At 66.4% G+C, this 16,894-nt stretch carries 8 protein-coding genes and 1 pseudogene; 6 read left to right on the top strand and 3 right to left on the bottom strand.

Annotation, left to right across the window (positions count from 1 at the left end):
• Positions 1 to 39 precede the first annotated feature (39 nt).
• The 4 genes from NP534_RS13945 (at position 40) to NP534_RS13930 (ending at position 4,461) form a co-directional block, all read left to right on the top strand.
• Positions 40 to 849: a shikimate dehydrogenase family protein gene (locus NP534_RS13945; protein ID WP_274099090.1), complete on the top strand. Its 810-nt coding sequence runs from the start codon at positions 40 to 42 to the stop codon at positions 847 to 849.
• 86 nt (positions 850 to 935) lie between these two features.
• The gene (locus tag NP534_RS13940) at positions 936 to 1,256 is read left to right on the top strand and encodes an NIPSNAP family protein (protein ID WP_095065537.1); all 321 of its coding nucleotides are present in this window, start codon (positions 936 to 938) and stop codon (positions 1,254 to 1,256) included.
• Positions 1,257 to 1,289: 33 nt separating this feature from the next.
• Complete coding sequence (locus tag NP534_RS13935) at positions 1,290 to 2,969, top strand: FAD-dependent oxidoreductase (RefSeq protein ID WP_274099089.1); 1,680 nt, start codon at positions 1,290 to 1,292, stop codon at positions 2,967 to 2,969.
• Between the two features lie 166 nt (positions 2,970 to 3,135).
• Positions 3,136 to 4,461, top strand: coding sequence for an MFS transporter (locus tag NP534_RS13930; RefSeq protein WP_033698689.1), 1,326 nt, complete (start codon positions 3,136 to 3,138; stop codon positions 4,459 to 4,461).
• Between the two features lie 301 nt (positions 4,462 to 4,762).
• On the opposite strand, the gene NP534_RS13925 is transcribed toward NP534_RS13930, so the two are convergent.
• The 3 genes from NP534_RS13925 to NP534_RS13915 form a co-directional block, all read right to left on the bottom strand.
• On the bottom strand, positions 4,763 to 5,578 hold the full coding sequence (locus NP534_RS13925) for a sugar phosphate isomerase/epimerase family protein (protein ID WP_274099088.1): 816 nt from the start codon (positions 5,576 to 5,578) through the stop codon (positions 4,763 to 4,765).
• 55 nt (positions 5,579 to 5,633) lie between these two features.
• Positions 5,634 to 6,686, bottom strand: coding sequence for a Gfo/Idh/MocA family protein (locus NP534_RS13920; protein WP_274099087.1), 1,053 nt, complete (start codon positions 6,684 to 6,686; stop codon positions 5,634 to 5,636).
• A gap of 154 nt (positions 6,687 to 6,840) precedes the next feature.
• The gene (locus NP534_RS13915) at positions 6,841 to 7,617 is read right to left on the bottom strand and encodes an IclR family transcriptional regulator (protein ID WP_033698693.1); all 777 of its coding nucleotides are present in this window, start codon (positions 7,615 to 7,617) and stop codon (positions 6,841 to 6,843) included.
• Positions 7,618 to 7,847: 230 nt separating this feature from the next.
• On the opposite strand from NP534_RS13915, the pseudogene NP534_RS13910 reads away from it, so the two are divergent.
• Positions 7,848 to 8,081 (top strand): annotated as a pseudogene (locus NP534_RS13910) (FAD-binding protein); the annotation flags it as partial.
• A gap of 172 nt (positions 8,082 to 8,253) precedes the next feature.
• Positions 8,254 to 16,884: a GH36-type glycosyl hydrolase domain-containing protein gene (locus NP534_RS13900; RefSeq protein ID WP_274099086.1), complete on the top strand. Its 8,631-nt coding sequence runs from the start codon at positions 8,254 to 8,256 to the stop codon at positions 16,882 to 16,884.
• Positions 16,885 to 16,894: the final 10 nt, after the last annotated feature.

Genomic DNA, 16,894 nt, shown 5'->3' with positions numbered 1-16,894 from the left:
ACCCTTGCCTGCACAACAACAGCAAGCACGGAGGTCAGCATGATTCGGGGTTCGACAGAACTGGTCGCCATCGTCGGTTCACCCATCGCCCAGGTGAAATCGCCTGAAAACTTCAACACCTGGTTCGCCAGCCATGGCTGCGACCTGGCGATGCTCCCCATCGACTTGCAGGAAACGGCGCTGGACGCCTTCGTCGACAGCCTGCGGGGCTGGCGCAACCTGCGCGGTTGCGTGGTCACCGTGCCCTACAAACAGGCGCTGGCCACGCGCCTGGACGGGCTGAGCGAACGCGCTGGCGCACTGGGCTCGGTCAATGTGGTGCGGCGCGGCAGCGACGGGTGCCTGCTGGGCGACAACGTCGACGGCGCAGGCTTCCTCAGCGCCGCGCGCAAGCAGGGCTTTCAGCCGGCGGGCAAACGCGCACTGGTGATCGGCTGTGGTGGGGTCGGCAGCGCCATCGCTTATGCCCTGGGTGAGGCTGGCGTGGGCCAGGTCACCCTGAGCGACCCCTGCTCGGCACGGGCGGGCGCGCTTTGCGAACTGCTTGGCAACACCTTCCCCAACCTCGGAGTCGCTACCCAATACCACTCGCTGGAGGCGTTCGACCTGCTGGTCAACGCTTCGCCCATCGGCATGGGCGGCAGTGACGAGCTGCCTCTGCCTGGCGCCCTGCTGGACACCCTGCAGCCCTGCACCCTGGTTGCCGACGTGGTCACTTCGCCAGAGATCACCCCCTTGCTGCACAGGGCACGTCAGATCGGCTGTGCGATCCAGACCGGGCCACAGATGGCCTTTGCCCAACTCGGACTGCTCGGCGCCTTCATGGGCGTCACCCCGCTGGAGATCTGAGGCCCTGCCCTCACCTTCGGCTGGCTCGCCGCCAGCCCTATTGCCGAACGCCTGCAGGCGTCGGCCCCTCACCCGGAGACTGTCGCATGTACTTTGAACTGAGAACCTACACCCTCGACCCGCTGAAAATGGCCGACTGGCTGGCCCTGTACCAGAGCCATGCGCTGGCGGTGCAGAGCGAACACCTAGGCAACCTGGTCGGCTTTTTCACCAGCGAATTCGGCGAGGTCAACCAGGTGGTGCACCTGTGGGGCTATGCCAGCCTCGACGAGCGCATGCAGCGCCGCGCAGCGATGGCTGCGGACCCGCGCTGGGCGGAGTTCTCCAAGCGCAATCGCGAACTGGGCGCCGTGCTGCGCTTGCAATCGCGGCTAATGCGCCCGACCGGCTTTTCGCCCCTGCAGTGAATGCCTTGCCCCCAACCTGACCGGAGCGCACCCATGCAATCCCTGGAATGTGACGTACTTGTCCTCGGCTCCGGTGCCTCTGGTCTGGCTGCCGCAGTAACCGCCGCGCATCATGGCCTGAAGGTGATCGTCGCCGAAAAGGCCAGCCAGTTCGGCGGCACCAGCGCCTGGTCGGGGGGCTGGTTGTGGATACCCCGCAACCCGCTGGCCATCGCCGAAGGCATCGTCGAAACCGACGATGCGCCCGAACGCTACCTGCGCGCGCAAACCCACGTCGCCGAGCTGGGCCCACGCCAGCTGGCGTTCTTGCGCCATGGGCCGGAAATGGTGGCGTTCTTTCAACAGCACACCGCTGTGCAGTTCCAGTCCGGCACGAAGATGCCCGACATGCACGAGGGCGACGGCAGCGCACAGGGTGGGCGCTCCCTGTGCGCGCAGCCATTCGACGGGCGCCTGCTCGGGCACTGGGTGCACCGCCTTCGCCCCCCTTTGGACATCGTCAGCCTGGCCGGCATGGGCATCGCCGGTGGGGCGGACATGGCCGCGTTCTTCAATGCCAGCCGTTCGCCCAAGGCCGCCTGGCACGTCGGCAAGCGCCTGCTGCGCCATGGGCGCGACTTGCTGCTGCATCGTCGCGGCCTGCACCTGGTCAACGGCAATGCGCTGGTGGCGCGCCTGCTGCGCAGCGCCCTCGACCTGGGCGTGACGCTGCTGCATGCGCGACAGGCCACCGGCTTGCTCAGGGATGGGCGCATCACTGGCGTTCAGTTCAGCGATGGTCAGGTGATCCACACACGACGCGGTGTGGTGCTGGCCTGCGGCGGGTTCCCGCATGACCGCCAGCGCATCGCGCAACTGATACCCCATGCGCCCGAAGGCGATCGCCACTACTCCGCTGCACCATTACAAAACAGCGGCGACGGCCTGCGCCTGGGCGAGCAGGTTGGCGCACAAGTCGTCACCACGGCGGCCCACGCCGGGGCCTGGGCGCCGGTGTCACAGGTGCCACGAAGCGACGGCAGCCTCGGCCATTTTCCGCACCTGATCGACCGTGCGAAGCCCGGTTTCATTGCCGTACGCCGTGACGGTCGGCGGTTCGTCAACGAGGCCGACAGCTACCATGCCTTCATGAATGCGCTGTTCGCGGCCACGCCGCCAGGCGAGGCACCTGAGGCCTGGCTGATCTGCGATCACGCCGCGCAGCGCCGCCATGGCATCGGCTGGGCCAAGCCGTTCCCCTTCCCTACCGGCTTCTATGAACGGCGTGGCTACCTGTTCAGTGGCCCTACCCTGGCGCAGTTGGCCGCACGCTGCGGGATCGACGCCCAGCAACTGCAGCGCAGCGTGGCACGGTTCAACCACCACGCGGCGCAGGGCGCAGACCCGGACTACCAGCGTGGCGCCTCGCGCTACAACCGCGCGCAGGGCGACCCGCTGCAAGCGCCCAACCCGTCACTGCGGCCCCTGCTGCACGGCCCCTTTCATGCGGTGAAGCTGCTGCCGGGCAGCCTGGGGACGTTCGCCGGCCTGTGCACGGAGGCTTCGGCCCAGGTCCTGGACAGCGAACAGCGCCCGATACCCGGCCTCTACGCAGTCGGCAACGATATGCACAGCATCATGGGCGGGCACTACCCAAGCGGCGGCATCACCCTTGGCCCCGGCATGACCTTCGGCTACCTGGCGGGCAAAGCGCTGTGCGGCCCCGCAACTTAGCGCAGCAGCACTTTTGTTCGATCAGCGAACAGTAGCCCCATCTTTGAATTGACGCTCAATCATTCACTGCTCACCATTAAATGACCTTGCGAGCCCATGCCTGCCATGGGCAAAACCGCGTTCCAGACGCACAGCCGTTCAAAACAATTTCAAGAAACGACCTCACATGACCCCTTCCAAGTTCAACACTGCCACCCCCCGCCTCGCCCATGGCTCCATCGGCGACAAGGTGCGTGGCGCCTTCGCCGTCGGCAAGACCCGCTGGGGCATGCTGGCCCTGGTGTTCTTCGCCACCACCCTCAACTACATCGACCGCGCCGCCCTCGGCATCATGCAACCGGTCCTGGCCAAGGACATGGGCTGGACGGCGATGGACTACGCCAACATCAACTTCTGGTTCCAGGTCGGCTACGCGATCGGCTTTCTGCTGCAGGGCCGGTTGATCGACAGGGTTGGGGTCAAGCACGCCTTCTTCGTTGCGGTGCTGCTGTGGAGCCTGGCCACCGGCGCCCACGGCCTGGCCACCTCGGCGGCCGGCTTCATGGTCTGCCGCTTCATCCTCGGCCTGACCGAGGCGGCCAACTACCCGGCCTGCGTGAAGACCACGCGGTTGTGGTTTCCTGCCGGCGAACGCGCCATCGCCACCGGCCTGTTCAACGCCGGCACCAACGTCGGTGCCATGGTCACCCCGGCGCTGCTGCCGCTGATCCTGGCCGCCTGGGGCTGGCAGGCCGCGTTCATTGCCATGGGCAGCCTTGGCCTGGTGTGGGTGGTGCTGTGGGGGTTGAAGTACTTCAACCCGGAAGCGCACCCGCACGTGCGCCAGAGCGAGCTGGACTATATCCAGCAGGATGACGAGCCCGAAGCGAAGCCGATGCCATTTCGCCGCATCTTGCGCCAGCGCGGCACCTGGGCCTTCGCCGTGGCTTACTCGATCACGGCGCCGGTGTTCTGGTTCTACCTCTACTGGCTGCCACCGTTTCTGAACCAGCAGTACGCGCTGGGCATCAGTGTGACGCAGATGGGTATCCCGTTGATCCTGATCTGGCTGACTGCGGATTTCGGCAGCATTGGCGGCGGGATTCTTTCGTCGTGGCTGATCGGCCGCGGCGTGCGTGCGATCCGCGCACGGCTGATCTCGATGCTGATCTTTGCCTGCACCATTGTCAGTGTGGTCTTTGCTGCCCACGCCAGTGGCCTGTGGGTCGCAGTGCTCGCCATTGCCGTGGCGGTCGGCGCGCACCAGGCCTGGACCGCGAATATCTGGAGCCTGGTCATGGACTACACACCCAAGCACCTGGTGAGCACGGTGTTCGGCTTTGGCAGCATGTGTGCGGCCATTGGTGGGATGTTCATGACACAGATCGTCGGCAGCGTGCTGACGGTCACCCACAACAATTATGCGGTGCTGTTCACCATGATTCCGGTGATGTATTTCCTGGCGCTGGTGTGGATGTACTTCATGGCGCCGCGTGGGGTTGAGGGGGCTTAGTGCCTGGCATTGGATGTGTGTTGGGGCATAGATCGAGCGCCGCCCGCGCGGCGCATCGCGAGCAAGCTCGCTCCTACATTTCTTTCGGGCCAGTGAGGCCTGTGGCATTTGCAGCGACCGCCTTGTTGGTACGACGCGATATTGAGGCGGGCGCCAAAGGGGTCGCGCGCCCATGGCACAGGAATAACTGGCCCGAAACAAATGTAGGAGCGAGCTTGCTCGCGATGCGCCGCGCGGGCGGCGCTCGATCTATGCCCCACCTCAAAACCCAAGCCAGGCACTTGGCCGCCCCTACCCTATCTCACACCCGCGCCAGCACCGCCTTGGCCTTCTCCAGCGCCAGCCGCGCCCGCTGCTCGCCACTGACACCTTGCTCCAGCAACTGCCGCGTCGGAATCTCCAGGCTCAGCGGCACGCTTGCCGGCAAGCCGCGCAACAACCCGACCAGGTCAGCATCGCCATCACCGGGGAAGCGCCGTTCATTGCGCGCCTGGCGCAAGATCTCGTCCATATCCTCCGGCACCGGGCCGGCCACGTCGCACAACTGGGCGTAGCGCATGCGCTGTGGTGCCAGGCGCGCCAGGTCGTCGAGCGAGGACGCAGAGCGGTTGAAATGGAACGCGTCCACCAGCACACAGCCATTTTCCCGGCCAGCGTTGGCTACCACACGCATGGCCTGACGCAAGTCGCGAACGTCGGTCCAGGGCATGAACTCCAGGTGCGGATGGATAGCGTAACCCGCCGCCAGGTCGCACAGCTCGGCAAAGCGCTCAGTAAGGCGGGCCTCGTCCGGGTCGTTGCCGGCAACCAGCAGTTCGGTACCCCCCAACTCGGCACCCACCGCCAGAATGGCCTCGAAATCAGCCACACAGGTTTCAGGCTTGAGGCGCAGGATTTCCAGGTCGAGCACCTTGATACCGGTGTCGCGCAGGCGCGCCTGGGTCTGGCGACGCAACTCGGCATCGGCAATCAGCGGGAAGTGCTGTTCCTCTGGAGTGGCCGCGACCAGGCGCAGGCCCACGTGGCTGTAGCCGGCACGGGCGGCAGCTTCCACCATGGCGGGCGGCGAAAGCTCGAGCACCGTCAGCGCGGCAAGGGAAAAAATACGGTCAGTCATGTTCGTTACCTGAAAGCAAAAAAGGTGTGATCGAAGGTCGCGCTTTGCTCGCGCGTCAGGCGATGATCGCGGGGGCACACGCTCGGCCGCTTTCGGCGGCCTGGCGGATCGCCTCGACCAGGGCCAAGGTACGGGCGCCGTCTGCGGCGTCGGTCAGCGGTGCTTCTTCACCGCGGGCAACGCGCACGAAGTGCTGCAGTTGCAAGGTCAATGCCTCGCCCGCCGGGGTGCCGGCCTCGCTTTGCAGCAACGGCGTGTGCCAACCCGAACCGGCTTCGGCGTACTGCCAGCGCTTGAGCTGCGGAATACTCAGCGCACCCTGGGTGCCCGCCAGCAGGAAGCAGGGCTGGCCATCCTGGCGCGGGTAGATCGGGCTCTCGCCGGACGTCAGCTCCCAGCTCCAGGGTGCAGCCACCGCGTCGGAGCCCGTCAGGCTACCCAGCGCGCCGTTGGCGAACTGCAGCAGTACCGCCGCGCTGTCTTCATTGGCATAACCGCGTACATCGTTGCGGGTGAACGCCTGTACCTGCACCACCTCGCCGCACAGATAACGCAGCAGATCCAGGTCGTGGATCAGGTTGGTCAACAAGAAACCGGCGCCTGGCTCGCGGCGCCAGGGGGTGTCGAAGTAACTGTCGGGCTTCTGCAACTGCCACAGCGCAGTGACGTTGATCAGCCTGCCCAGGGCACCGTCGGCGATCATCCCACGGGCACTGGCGATCAGAGGGTTGTGCCGTCGGTGGTGGCCGACCAGCACGGGCACGCCACAGCGCCGAGACGCCTCCACCAGCGCACGGACTTCATCCAGGTGCACGCCCACCGGTTTTTCCAACAGCACCGGCACACCGGCCTCGATGCAATCGAGCGCGGTGGCCACATGCAGGTTATTGGGGTTGGCGACGATCACCGCCTCGGGCTGGACTATCTCCAGCATGCGGCGGTGGTCGGCAAAACAAGGTACCGCGCATTCGGCCGCGAAGGCCTCGGCCTGCGGGCCAGGGTCTGCCACCGCGCACAACTGGGCTTGCGGAACCTGGCGCAGGTGCTGGTAATGCTGGCGGCCCATGATGCCGGCGCCAATCAGGGCGATACGAAGCGGTGCGTTCAACGGAGTGTCCTTTTGTCATTGTTGTCGGGTCACGGATTACGGAACGCTGTTCCAGAATCCACAATCGATAATTTAGAACCACGTTCCGCTTTACAGAAGCACCGCACGCACAGACTGTGCGGTTATCGACCACAAACGCACAGGCCTGCGCCTGTCAGGCAAACAGTTCACTGGCCTGGCTGGCGGCGGACAGCTCGTCGGCTGCGGCCAACAGCTGCGCCGCCAGTTCAGGCAAACGCGTGGGCGCCAGCCGTGCGCTGGGGCCGGCGATGCTCAGCACGCCAATCACTTCGTCGGTACGGGGGCGCCGCACCACGGCGGCCAACGCCGATGTGCCCACTGCCGAGGTTTGCTCGACCCAGGCATAGCCCCGCTCGCGTGCCCGTTGCAGGTAGCCCAGCAGCTCGTCCGTGGAGCGCGGTGCATTCGGGCCGAACTGCGCGGGGTCGGCAATGCCCTGGCGCAACACCATCTGCACGGCATCGGCATCGCTCAGGCTGGCCAGCCAGGCATGCCCGGAGGCCGTGTAGAACAGGGGCGCATCGCGGCCCATGTCGGGGTCGTAGCGCAAACCCGAGCGCGCCCCCTGGGACTTGGCGATCCAAGTCTGGCGGCTACCGTCGATCACACCGAGGCGCACCAGTTCGCCGCTGTCCTGGGCCAGGCGGTCGAGAATCGGCTGGATGATGTCGGCACCACTGCTGGAGAGGTAGCGAAAGCCCAGCGCCACCAGCTTGGCAGACAACTGGTAGCGGCTGTTGTCGCGGTTCTGCCGCACGTAGCCCAGTCGAATCAGCTCGGCCAGCATGCGGTGGGTGGCGCTCTTGGGAATCTCCAGGCGCTCGGCCAGGGTCTGCAGGGCAAGGCCCTCAGGCTCGCCGGTAAGGCTTTCTACAAGACTGAAGGCGCGTTCGATCTGACTACCAGCCATGACTAAGGTCCCTGAAAATGTGGCGAATTCTGGAAGATGATTCCACAAGAACAGCCGCCGTGCAGCAGCGCTACGCCGAAGTGTCCGGTAATCGACCAGTACCACGCGGCGCGGCTTGCATCTTAAGTCCCCACACGGGAACAATATGGAATCACGTTCCAATAATAGCCCCGGAGTCCCTGCAATGCCCACCGACACCTTGCAAGCCGAATACGACGTACTGGTCATTGGCGCCGGTCTCCAAGGTGCGGCACCGCGACGGCAGCATCGGCCACTTCCCGCACATCATCGAGCGTGGCAAGCCGGGGGTTATCGGGGTACTGGCCAGTGGCAAACGCTTCGTCAACGAGGCATCGGCCATGCTCGAGGCGGTGCCCCAGGGCGAGCAAGCCTGCTCGTGGCTGGTCTGCGACCACCGCTTCCTGCGTCGACATGGCCAGCGTGTTTGGCGGCTGGTACCCCTCCGGCGGTATCAATCTGGGCCCGGCGCTGACCTTCGGCTACGTGGCCGGGCGGCATATTGCCGGGGCTCACGCACCGGAATGAGGCGGGTCTGTACGCTACCGAACAGACCGGCACGGCCTGGCCGGCGCACACTGCCCACCTGACCGGTCAGCTCACGGCACCCGACTCACCATGGACAACCCTTGGCTTCGCGCACTCACCTACGTGCAACGCCTGGCCAACCGTGCCCGGCGCTGGCGTGCGCCGCGCCACACGTTCACCTACGAAAGCCTGCTGCGCTCGGAGCTCTACAGCGCCCAGCAACTGGCCGACCATGGCAGCTGGCTGGCCAGCCAGCACCGCTTGAGCAAACTGCCGGCCGACGACTCGCTGCTCGACCGCCTGGCCGACAACGAACGCATGCTCTACGCCAGCTGTTCGGCCCTCGCCAGCGCGCTGCCCGACGCGCGCCCGACCTTGCCTGCGGCGCAGTGGCTGCTCGACAACTTCTACTTGGTCGAAAGCCATATCCGCATTGCCAAACGCCACCTGCCGGCCGACTACAGCCTGCAACTGCCACGCCTGGACACCGGCGCTTCGAGCGGCTTGCCGCGGGTCTATGACATTGCCCTGGAAACCATCTGCCACGGCGATGGCCGGGTCGATGCCGAGAGCCTCAGCCATTTCGTCGAGGCCTATCAGCACACCGCCACGCTGACCCTCGGCGAGCTGTGGGCGATCCCGATCATGCTCAGGCTGGCGCTGATCGAAAACCTGCGCCGCGTCGCCGCCCGGGTCATGGCCAGCCTGGCAGACCGCGACCTGGCCAATGACTGGGCCGACAAGCTTGGCGAAACCGCCGAACGGGATGCCAAGAGCGTGGTGCTGGTGGTGGCCGACATGGCCCGCTCGGACCCACCCATGACCACCGCCTTCGTCGCCGAACTGGCCAGGCGACTACAGGGCCACAGCAGCACGCTGACCCAACCGCTGGCCTGGATCGAGCAGTTGCTCAGCGAGTCGGCCTTGAGTATCGAGCGCCATGTGCAGCTTGATGCGCAGCAGCAGGCCATCGATCAGGTGTCGATCAGCAACAGCATCGGCAGCCTGCGCCTGCTGTCGACCATTGACTGGCGGCTGTTCGTCGAACACCTGAGCCACGTCGAACACATCCTCGGCCAAGACCCGGCAGCGGTGTATGCCGCCATGGACTTCGCCAGCCGCGATCACTATCGGCACATCGTCGAACAGCTGGCACGGCATAGCGCCTTCAGTGAAGAACAGGTGGCGCGCACGGCTACCGAGCTGGCGCTGGCCACACACGCACAACCACGCGAGCAGGCAGCGCACGTCGGTTATTACCTGGCTGGCGATGGCCTGCTGCTGCTCGAACGGCAGCTTGCTGCGCGGGTGGCGCTTGCCGAGCGCTGGCAGCGCCTGTTGCACCGGGCGCCGCTGGCCTTCTACCTGGTGCCGGCGGCGCTGCTGTCGTGCCTGCTGGCCTGGGGCTTCGTGGCCGGCATTGCCGCCGAAGGCTGGCCCACCTGGGTGGCAGCGGCCATGGCGTTGCCGGTGCTGCTGACCACCAGCCGGCTCGCCCTCGGCCTGGTCAACTGGCTGGTGACGCTGACCGTGAAGCCTGCGTTCCTGCCCCGGCTGGACTACACCGAAGGGATTCCCGTCGAGGCCCGTACCCTGGTCGTGGTGCCCAGCATGCTGGGCGCTGCCGGCGACGTCGAGGAACTGGTCGAAGGCCTTGAGGTGCGCTTTCTGGCCAACCGTGACGAGCACCTGCATTTCGCCCTGTTGACTGACTTCATGGATGCCCCCGAGCAGACCCGACCCGACGACATGGCCCTGCTCGACCTTGCCAGCGACGGTATTCGCGCATTGAACGCGAAGTACCCGAGCGGCGCCGAGCGCTTCTTCCTGTTGCATCGCCCCAGGGAGTGGAACGCCACCGAGCGCTGCTGGATGGGCCGTGAGCGCAAGCGCGGCAAGCTGGCTGAGCTCAATGCCCTGCTGCGTGGGCGCGGCGCCGAGCGCTTCATGCGCATCGTCGGCGACCTGCGCGCGCTGGACCGGGTGCGCTATGTCATCACCCTGGACACCGACACCCAGTTGCCGCGCGATGTGGCGCAGCAGTTCGTCGGCGCCATGCAGCACCCGCTGAACCGCGCACGTTTCGATGCCACGAGCGGTCGCCTGCAGTCAGGCTACGCGATCCTGCAACCACGGGTGGGCATCAGCCTGCCCAGCGTGTCGCGCTCAACCTACGCGCGGCTGTTCGGCAGCGATGCCGGGGTCGACCCCTACACCCTGGCCGTGTCGGATGTGTACCAGGACCTGTTCCTCAGTGGCTCGTTCATTGGTAAAGGCATCTACGCGGTGGATGCCTTCGAACGCGCGCTGGAGGGGCGCTTTGCCGACAACCGAGTACTGAGCCACGACTTGATCGAGGGCTGCTACGCCCATGCCGGTCTGCTCAGTGACGTGCAGTTGTTCGAGGCCTACCCGGCACGCTACAGCGCCGATGTGAAGCGCCGCCACCGCTGGATACGGGGCGATTGGCAACTGCTGCCCTGGCTGCTGCCGTGGCTACGCACCGGGGTGCAAGGCCAGAGCGGGCTGAGCGCGCTGTCGCGGTGGAAGATCGTCGACAACCTGCGCCGCAGCCTGGAGCCGGCCGCCCTGCTGAGCGCGCTGCTGTGGGGCTGGCTGGCCAGCGCCTCGCCGCTGCTGTGGACGCTCGCGCTGCTGGGCCTGCTGCTGACCCGCCCTGTGCTCGATTCGCTGCTCGAACTGCTGCGCAAGACCACCGATGTGCCGCTGGCCGAGCACCTGCTGGCGGCCCTGCACACCTCAGGTATCTATTTCGTGCGGGCTGGGTTGTCGCTGGCCTGGTTGCCGTTCGAGACCCTCTACAGCCTGGATGCGATTTGCCGCACGCTGTGGCGCCTGGCCGTGAGCAAACGCCGGCTGCTGCAATGGAACCCCTCGCGGGATGACGAACGCACCAGTGCCGATACCCTGCAAGCGTTCTATCGCGAACAATGGGTACAACCCGGGCTGGTGCTGTTGCTGGTGGGGGCATTGGCGATGCGCCCGAGTGTGCTGTTGCTGGCCGCCCCCATCCTTGCCCTGTGGCTGCTTGGCCCGGCCCTGGCCTGGTGGCTCAGCCGCACGCGGGGGCGCAGCGCGTTCGCGCCGCAGGCACAGGAGCTGCGGTTTCTGCATCGGCTGGCCCGGCGCAACTGGGCGTTCTTCGACCGGCATGTCGGGCCTGATGAAAACTGGCTGCCACCTGACAACCTGCAGGAACCGCCTTTCCCCAGCATCGCCCACCGCACGTCGCCGACCAACATCGGCATGGCCCTGCTTTCGCACCTGGCAGCCCATGATTTCGGCTACCTGACTGCCGCCCGACTGTTCCAGCGCCTGACCCAGATGCTCGACAGCATGGGCCAGCTGGAGCGCTACAAGGGGCACTTCTACAACTGGTACGACACCCAGACCCGAACACCATTGCACCCGCTCTACATCTCTGCGGTGGACAGCGGCAACCTGGCCGCCCTGCTGCTGACGCTGCGGCCAGGGCTGCTGGCGATGGCCGATACCCCTGTGCTGGACCGCCGCCTGAGCCAGGGCCTGCTGGACACGCTGGACATCCTGCGCGAAGCGTTCACCACCGCGGGCCGTGCCGACGACCCGCTCCAGGCCCTGGGCAAACAGCTCTGGCAAGCCCATGAACAGCCAGGCCCGCTGCCCGCCTCGCTGCTGAAACAGCTCGCCGAGCAGCTACAGGGGCTGGTCCAACAGTATGCGCCACGCGCGGGCGAGACCGACGACTGCCTGTTCTGGTTGCAGGCGCTGCACCAGCAATGCCTGGACCTGGGCGGCGAAGTGCAGGCCTTCCAGTTGCCACCTGGCAACGACGACCCCACGCTTCAGGCGCCATTGAGCTGGCGCCAGCTGGCCGAACTGCTGCCAGAGCAGTGGCCCACCGCCGAACGCCCGGCCGTGGCCGACATACGCACGCTGGCCCGCCAGCGCATCGCCCAGTCGCAAAGCCTGGCGCTGCGCATCGCCGCCATGGCCAACATGGACTTCACCTTCCTCTACGACAACCAGCGTGACCTGTTCGCCATCGGTTACAACGCCGATGAACATCGCCTCGATTCAGCCTTCTATGACTTGCTGGCATCGGAGATGCGCCTGACCAACTTCTTGGTCATCGCCCAGGGCCAGGTGCCCCAGGCCAGCTGGTTCGCCCTGGGCCGGCTGCTGACCAGCAATGCCGGGGTGCCGGTGCTGTTGTCCTGGTCGGGTTCGATGTTCGAATACCTGATGCCGCTGCTGGTGATGCCGAGCTACGAAGGCACCCTGCTCGACCAGACCTGCCAGGCCGCCGTCGAGCGGCAGATCGACCACGGCAACGTGCTGGGCATCCCCTGGGGCGTTTCAGAGTCGGCCTACAACGCCCTGGACGCTCACCTGAACTACCAATATCGGGCCTTTGGCGTACCGGGCCTGGGCCTCAAGCGCGGCCTCGGCGAAGAACGGGTGGTCGCCCCCTACGCCAGTGCGCTTGCCCTGCTGGTGGCGCCAGGCGCCGCCTGCCGAAACCTGCAACGCCTGTGCACGCTGGGGCTGGCCGGCCGCTTCGGGTTGTACGAGGCCATTGACTACAGCGAGTCACGGCTGCCCCCCGGCCAGCAGGCCGTGGTGATCCGCTCGTTCATGGCCCACCACCAGGGCATGAGCTTGCTGGCCCTGACCTCCCTGCTGCTGGACAAACCCATGCAACGGCGCTTCGCCTCAGACCCGCAGTTTCAGGCAAGCATGCTGCTGTTACAGGAGCGCGTACCGAAAACGGCCGCGCCCTACCTGCACACCCTGCAGGCCCCGGCCCTGGACGCTGCGGGCCAAACCGGCGAGACACGCTTGCGGGTGTTCAGCGAGCCGAATCGGCGTCACCCCGCCGTGCAGTTGCTGTCCAACGGCCGCTACCACGTCATGGTCAACCATGTCGGCAGTGGCTACAGCAAGCGCGACGCGATGGCGCTGACACGGTGGCGCGAGGACGCCAGCTGCGACGCCCTGGGCAGCTTCTGTTACCTGCGTGACGTCGCCAGCGCAGCGTTCTGGTCAACCACCTACCAACCGACGCGGCATCGCGGCAAGAACCAGGAGGCGATCTTCAGTGATGGCCGCGCCGAGTTCCGCATCCGTGAAGGCGACTTCGACTGCCACACCGAAATAGCCGTTTCCCCCGAGGACGACATCGAACTGCGGCGCCTGCACCTGACCAACCATGGTGACCAACAGCGCACCCTGGAGCTGACCAGCTACGCCGAGGTGGTGCTGGCACCCGCCCTTGCCGATGCGCTGCACCCGGCGTTCAGCAAGCTGTTCGTGCAGACCGAACTGGTCCGCCCGCTGCAGGCCATCATCTGTTCCCGGCGGCCGCGCTCGCAGCAGGACGCCGTGCCGTGGATGTGCCATGTGCTCGCGGTGCATGGCGCCGACATCGATGCCGTGTCCTACGAAACCGACCGCGCCCGCTTCATAGGGCGCGGCCGCACGCTGGTCGCCCCGGCGGCCCTGGACGCGCAGACAGAGGCCTTGTCCGACAGCGCCGGGGCGGTGCTTGACCCGATCGTGGCGATCCGCTGCCGTATCAGCCTGGCACCCGGCCAGAAAGCCACGGTCGACCTGGTCACAGGGGTGTCCGACAGCCGCGACGCCTGCCTGCAGCAGATCGCCAAGTACCGCGACCGGCACCTGGCCGACCGGGTGTTCGACCTCGCCTGGCCACACAGCCAGGTGCAGTTGCGCCAGCTCAACGGCTCGCTCAGCGATGCCAGGCTGTTCGAGCAGATGGCCGCTTCGGTGATCTACCCCAATGCGGCGCTACGGCCCAGCGGCGTCCTGCTGGCCGACAACCGGCGCAGCCAGTCAGGCCTGTGGGGCCAAGGGCTGTCGGGGGACCTGCCGATCGTGCTGGTGCAGATCAGCGACCCGGCCAACATCAACCTGGTCAAGCAGATGGTGCTTGCCCATGCCTATTGGCGACAGAAGGGCCTGGCCCTGGACCTGGTGATCTGGAACGAAGACCAGGCCGGTTACCGCCAGCAATTGCAGGATCTGATCATGGGCATCGTCACCTCCGGCAGCGAGGCTGCGCTGCTCGACCGCCCCGGGGGCATCTTTGTGCGCCCCGCACAGCAGCTGTCGGCAGAGGACCGCACCCTGGCCCTTTCGGTAGCGCGGCTGGTGCTCAGCGACAGCCTTGGCACCCTCGCCGAACAACTGCACCACCGCCGCACACCGCCCGCACCCGCCGCGTTCGAGCCAGCCCCGGCAGCCCCGCAGGCGAAAGCCGATAGCCCCGCGCCGGCCCCCGCACCCGCGCTGATGCTTGCCAACCGCTACGGGGGGTACAGCAGCGACGGCCAGGAATACGTCATCCACCACGACCAGGCTCAGCCCCCCCCGGCGCCCTGGGCCAATATCCTCGCCAACCCGCAGTTTGGCAGCGTGCTGTCGGAGGCAGGCAGTGCCTATACCTGGTACGAGAACGCGCACGAGTACCGGCTGACACCCTGGCACAACGACCCGGTTTGCGACCCCAGCGGCGAAACCCTCTACCTGCGTGACGAGGACAGCGGCCAGTACTGGTCACCCACGCCGATGCCGTGCCCCGGCCCTGGCCGCTATCGCACCCGCCATGGCTTTGGCTACAGCGTCTTCGAATACACCGACGACGGCCTGGACAGTGAGTTATGGGTACATGTCGCGCTGGATGCACCAATCAAGTTCAGCCGGCTCAAGCTGCACAACCGCTCGGCGCAGCCGCGGCGGTTGTCGCTGACCTGCTACGTCGAGTGGGTGCTGGGTGACCTGCGCAGCAAGTCGGCCCTGCATGTGGTCAGCGAGATCGACCCGGTCAGCGGCGCCTTGTTTGCCCGCAATAGCTATGCCGAGGGGTTTTCCAGGCATGTGGGGTTTGTCGATTGCGACCTGCCCTTTTACGGTATTACCTGCGACCGCAGCGAGTTCCTTGGGCGCAATGGCGATTGCCAGGCACCGGCCGGGATGCGCCAGGCACGCTTGTCGGGGCGCACGGGCGCGAGGCTGGACCCGTGCGCGGCGGTGCAGGTCAGCGTGCTGCTGCAGCCTGGTGAACGCCGAGAGGTGGTGTTTCGCCTGGGTGCCGGACCTAACGCCGAAGCTGCCAGCCGCTGTGTACAGCAATACCGCGGGCTGCGCGCGGCCATGGATGCGCTGGAGAAGGTGCGGGCCTACTGGCGCCAGACCTTGGGCAGCGTGCAGATCGAAACCCCGGAGCCGTCGCTGGACGTGCTGGCCAACGGCTGGTTGCTGTACCAGGTGATTGCCTGCCGCTTCTGGGCGCGCAGCGGTTACTACCAGTCTGGCGGCGCCATCGGCTTTCGCGACCAGTTGCAAGACAGCATGGCCATGCTCCACGCCGCCCCGGCCCTGGCGCGCCAGCACCTGCTCGACTGCGCCGGTCACCAGTATGCCGAAGGCGATGTGCAGCACTGGTGGCACCCACCCCTGCAACGGGGTGTACGCACCCGCTGCTCGGATGACCTGCTGTGGCTGCCACTGGCAACCAGCCGCTACGTGGCGCTGACCGGTGACCGCGCGGTGCTCGACGAGCCGGTCGGCTACCTGGAGGGGCGTGCGCTGAACGCGGGTGAAGAGTCCTATTATGACCTGCCCACCCAGGCGAACCTGGTCGAGAGCCTGTACCAGCATTGCCAGCGCGCCCTCGGGCGTGCCCTGCAGTATGGCGCCCACGGCCTGCCGTTGATGGGCAGCGGGGACTGGAATGACGGCATGAACCGCGTCGGTGAACAAGGCCTTGGCGAAAGCGTGTGGCTGGGGTTCTTCGGCCACGAGGTGTTGCGGGCATTCGCCAGCGTTGCCCTGCGCCATGGCGACAGCGGCTTCGCCCTGCAGTGCAGCCGGCAGGCCGCCACCCTGGCCGAGCACCTGGAGCAGCATGCCTGGGACGGTGACTGGTACCGCCGCGCCTGGTTCGACAACGGCCAGCTACTCGGCTCGGCAAGCAACCAGGAGTGCCGCATCGACTCCGTGGCGCAGAGCTGGGCGGTGCTTTCCGGGGTTGCCCCGCCGGCGCGCGCGCAGGCCGCCATGGCGGCGCTGGACAAGCACCTGGTGCGCCGCGACATCGGTATCGTCACACTGCTCGACCCACCCTTCGACCACGGCGACCTGGACCCCGGCTACATCAAGGGCTACCTGCCCGGCGTGCGCGAAAATGGCGGCCAGTACACCCACGCGGCCATCTGGGCAAGCATGGCCTATGCCCGCCTGGGCGATGCCGCCAAGGCCTGGGAACTGCTGCGCTTGATCAACCCGGTGCGCCAGGGTGCTAGCGGGCTGATCGAAACCTACAAGGTCGAACCCTATGTGATGGCCGCCGATGTCTATGCCGTCGCCCCCCATGCCGGGCGCGGTGGCTGGAGCTGGTACACAGGCTCGGCGGGCTGGATGTACCGGCTGATCGTGGAAAGCCTGCTGGGCCTGCAACGCTGCGGTGACACCCTGCGGATCGAGCCGCTGCTGCCAGCGGACTGGCCAGGTGTAACCCTGCACTACCGTTTTGGCAGCACCCCGTACCGCATAGAAGTGCGCAACGGCGCTGACACCGAACTGACCCTGACCCTCGACGGCCAGCAACTGGCCCAAGCGGTGCTGCCACTCAAGGATGATGGCGTGTTGCACCAGGTGATCGCCGAGTACCAGCCGTCAGCCTTGCCCACCCATTGAGGCCTGCCGC

The organism is Pseudomonas sp. 39004, from assembly GCF_028682155.1.
Lineage (GTDB): Bacteria > Pseudomonadota > Gammaproteobacteria > Pseudomonadales > Pseudomonadaceae > Aquipseudomonas > Aquipseudomonas capeferrum.
This window is presented reverse-complemented; position numbering and strand designations above follow the sequence as displayed.

Bases quoted from the DNA above. Each gene is read 5' to 3' on its own strand.
- NP534_RS13925 (WP_274099088.1), bottom strand. From the start codon at position 5,578: ATGACTGACCGTATTTTTTCCCTTGCCGCGCTGACGGTGCTCGAGCTT.
- NP534_RS13915 (WP_033698693.1), bottom strand. From the start codon at position 7,617: ATGGCTGGTAGTCAGATCGAACGCGCCTTCAGTCTTGTAGAAAGCCTT.
- NP534_RS13900 (WP_274099086.1), top strand. From the start codon at position 8,254: ATGGACAACCCTTGGCTTCGCGCACTCACCTACGTGCAACGCCTGGCC.
- NP534_RS13935 (WP_274099089.1), top strand. From the start codon at position 1,290: ATGCAATCCCTGGAATGTGACGTACTTGTCCTCGGCTCCGGTGCCTCT.
- NP534_RS13930 (WP_033698689.1), top strand. From the start codon at position 3,136: ATGACCCCTTCCAAGTTCAACACTGCCACCCCCCGCCTCGCCCATGGC.
- NP534_RS13940 (WP_095065537.1), top strand. From the start codon at position 936: ATGTACTTTGAACTGAGAACCTACACCCTCGACCCGCTGAAAATGGCC.
- NP534_RS13945 (WP_274099090.1), top strand. From the start codon at position 40: ATGATTCGGGGTTCGACAGAACTGGTCGCCATCGTCGGTTCACCCATC.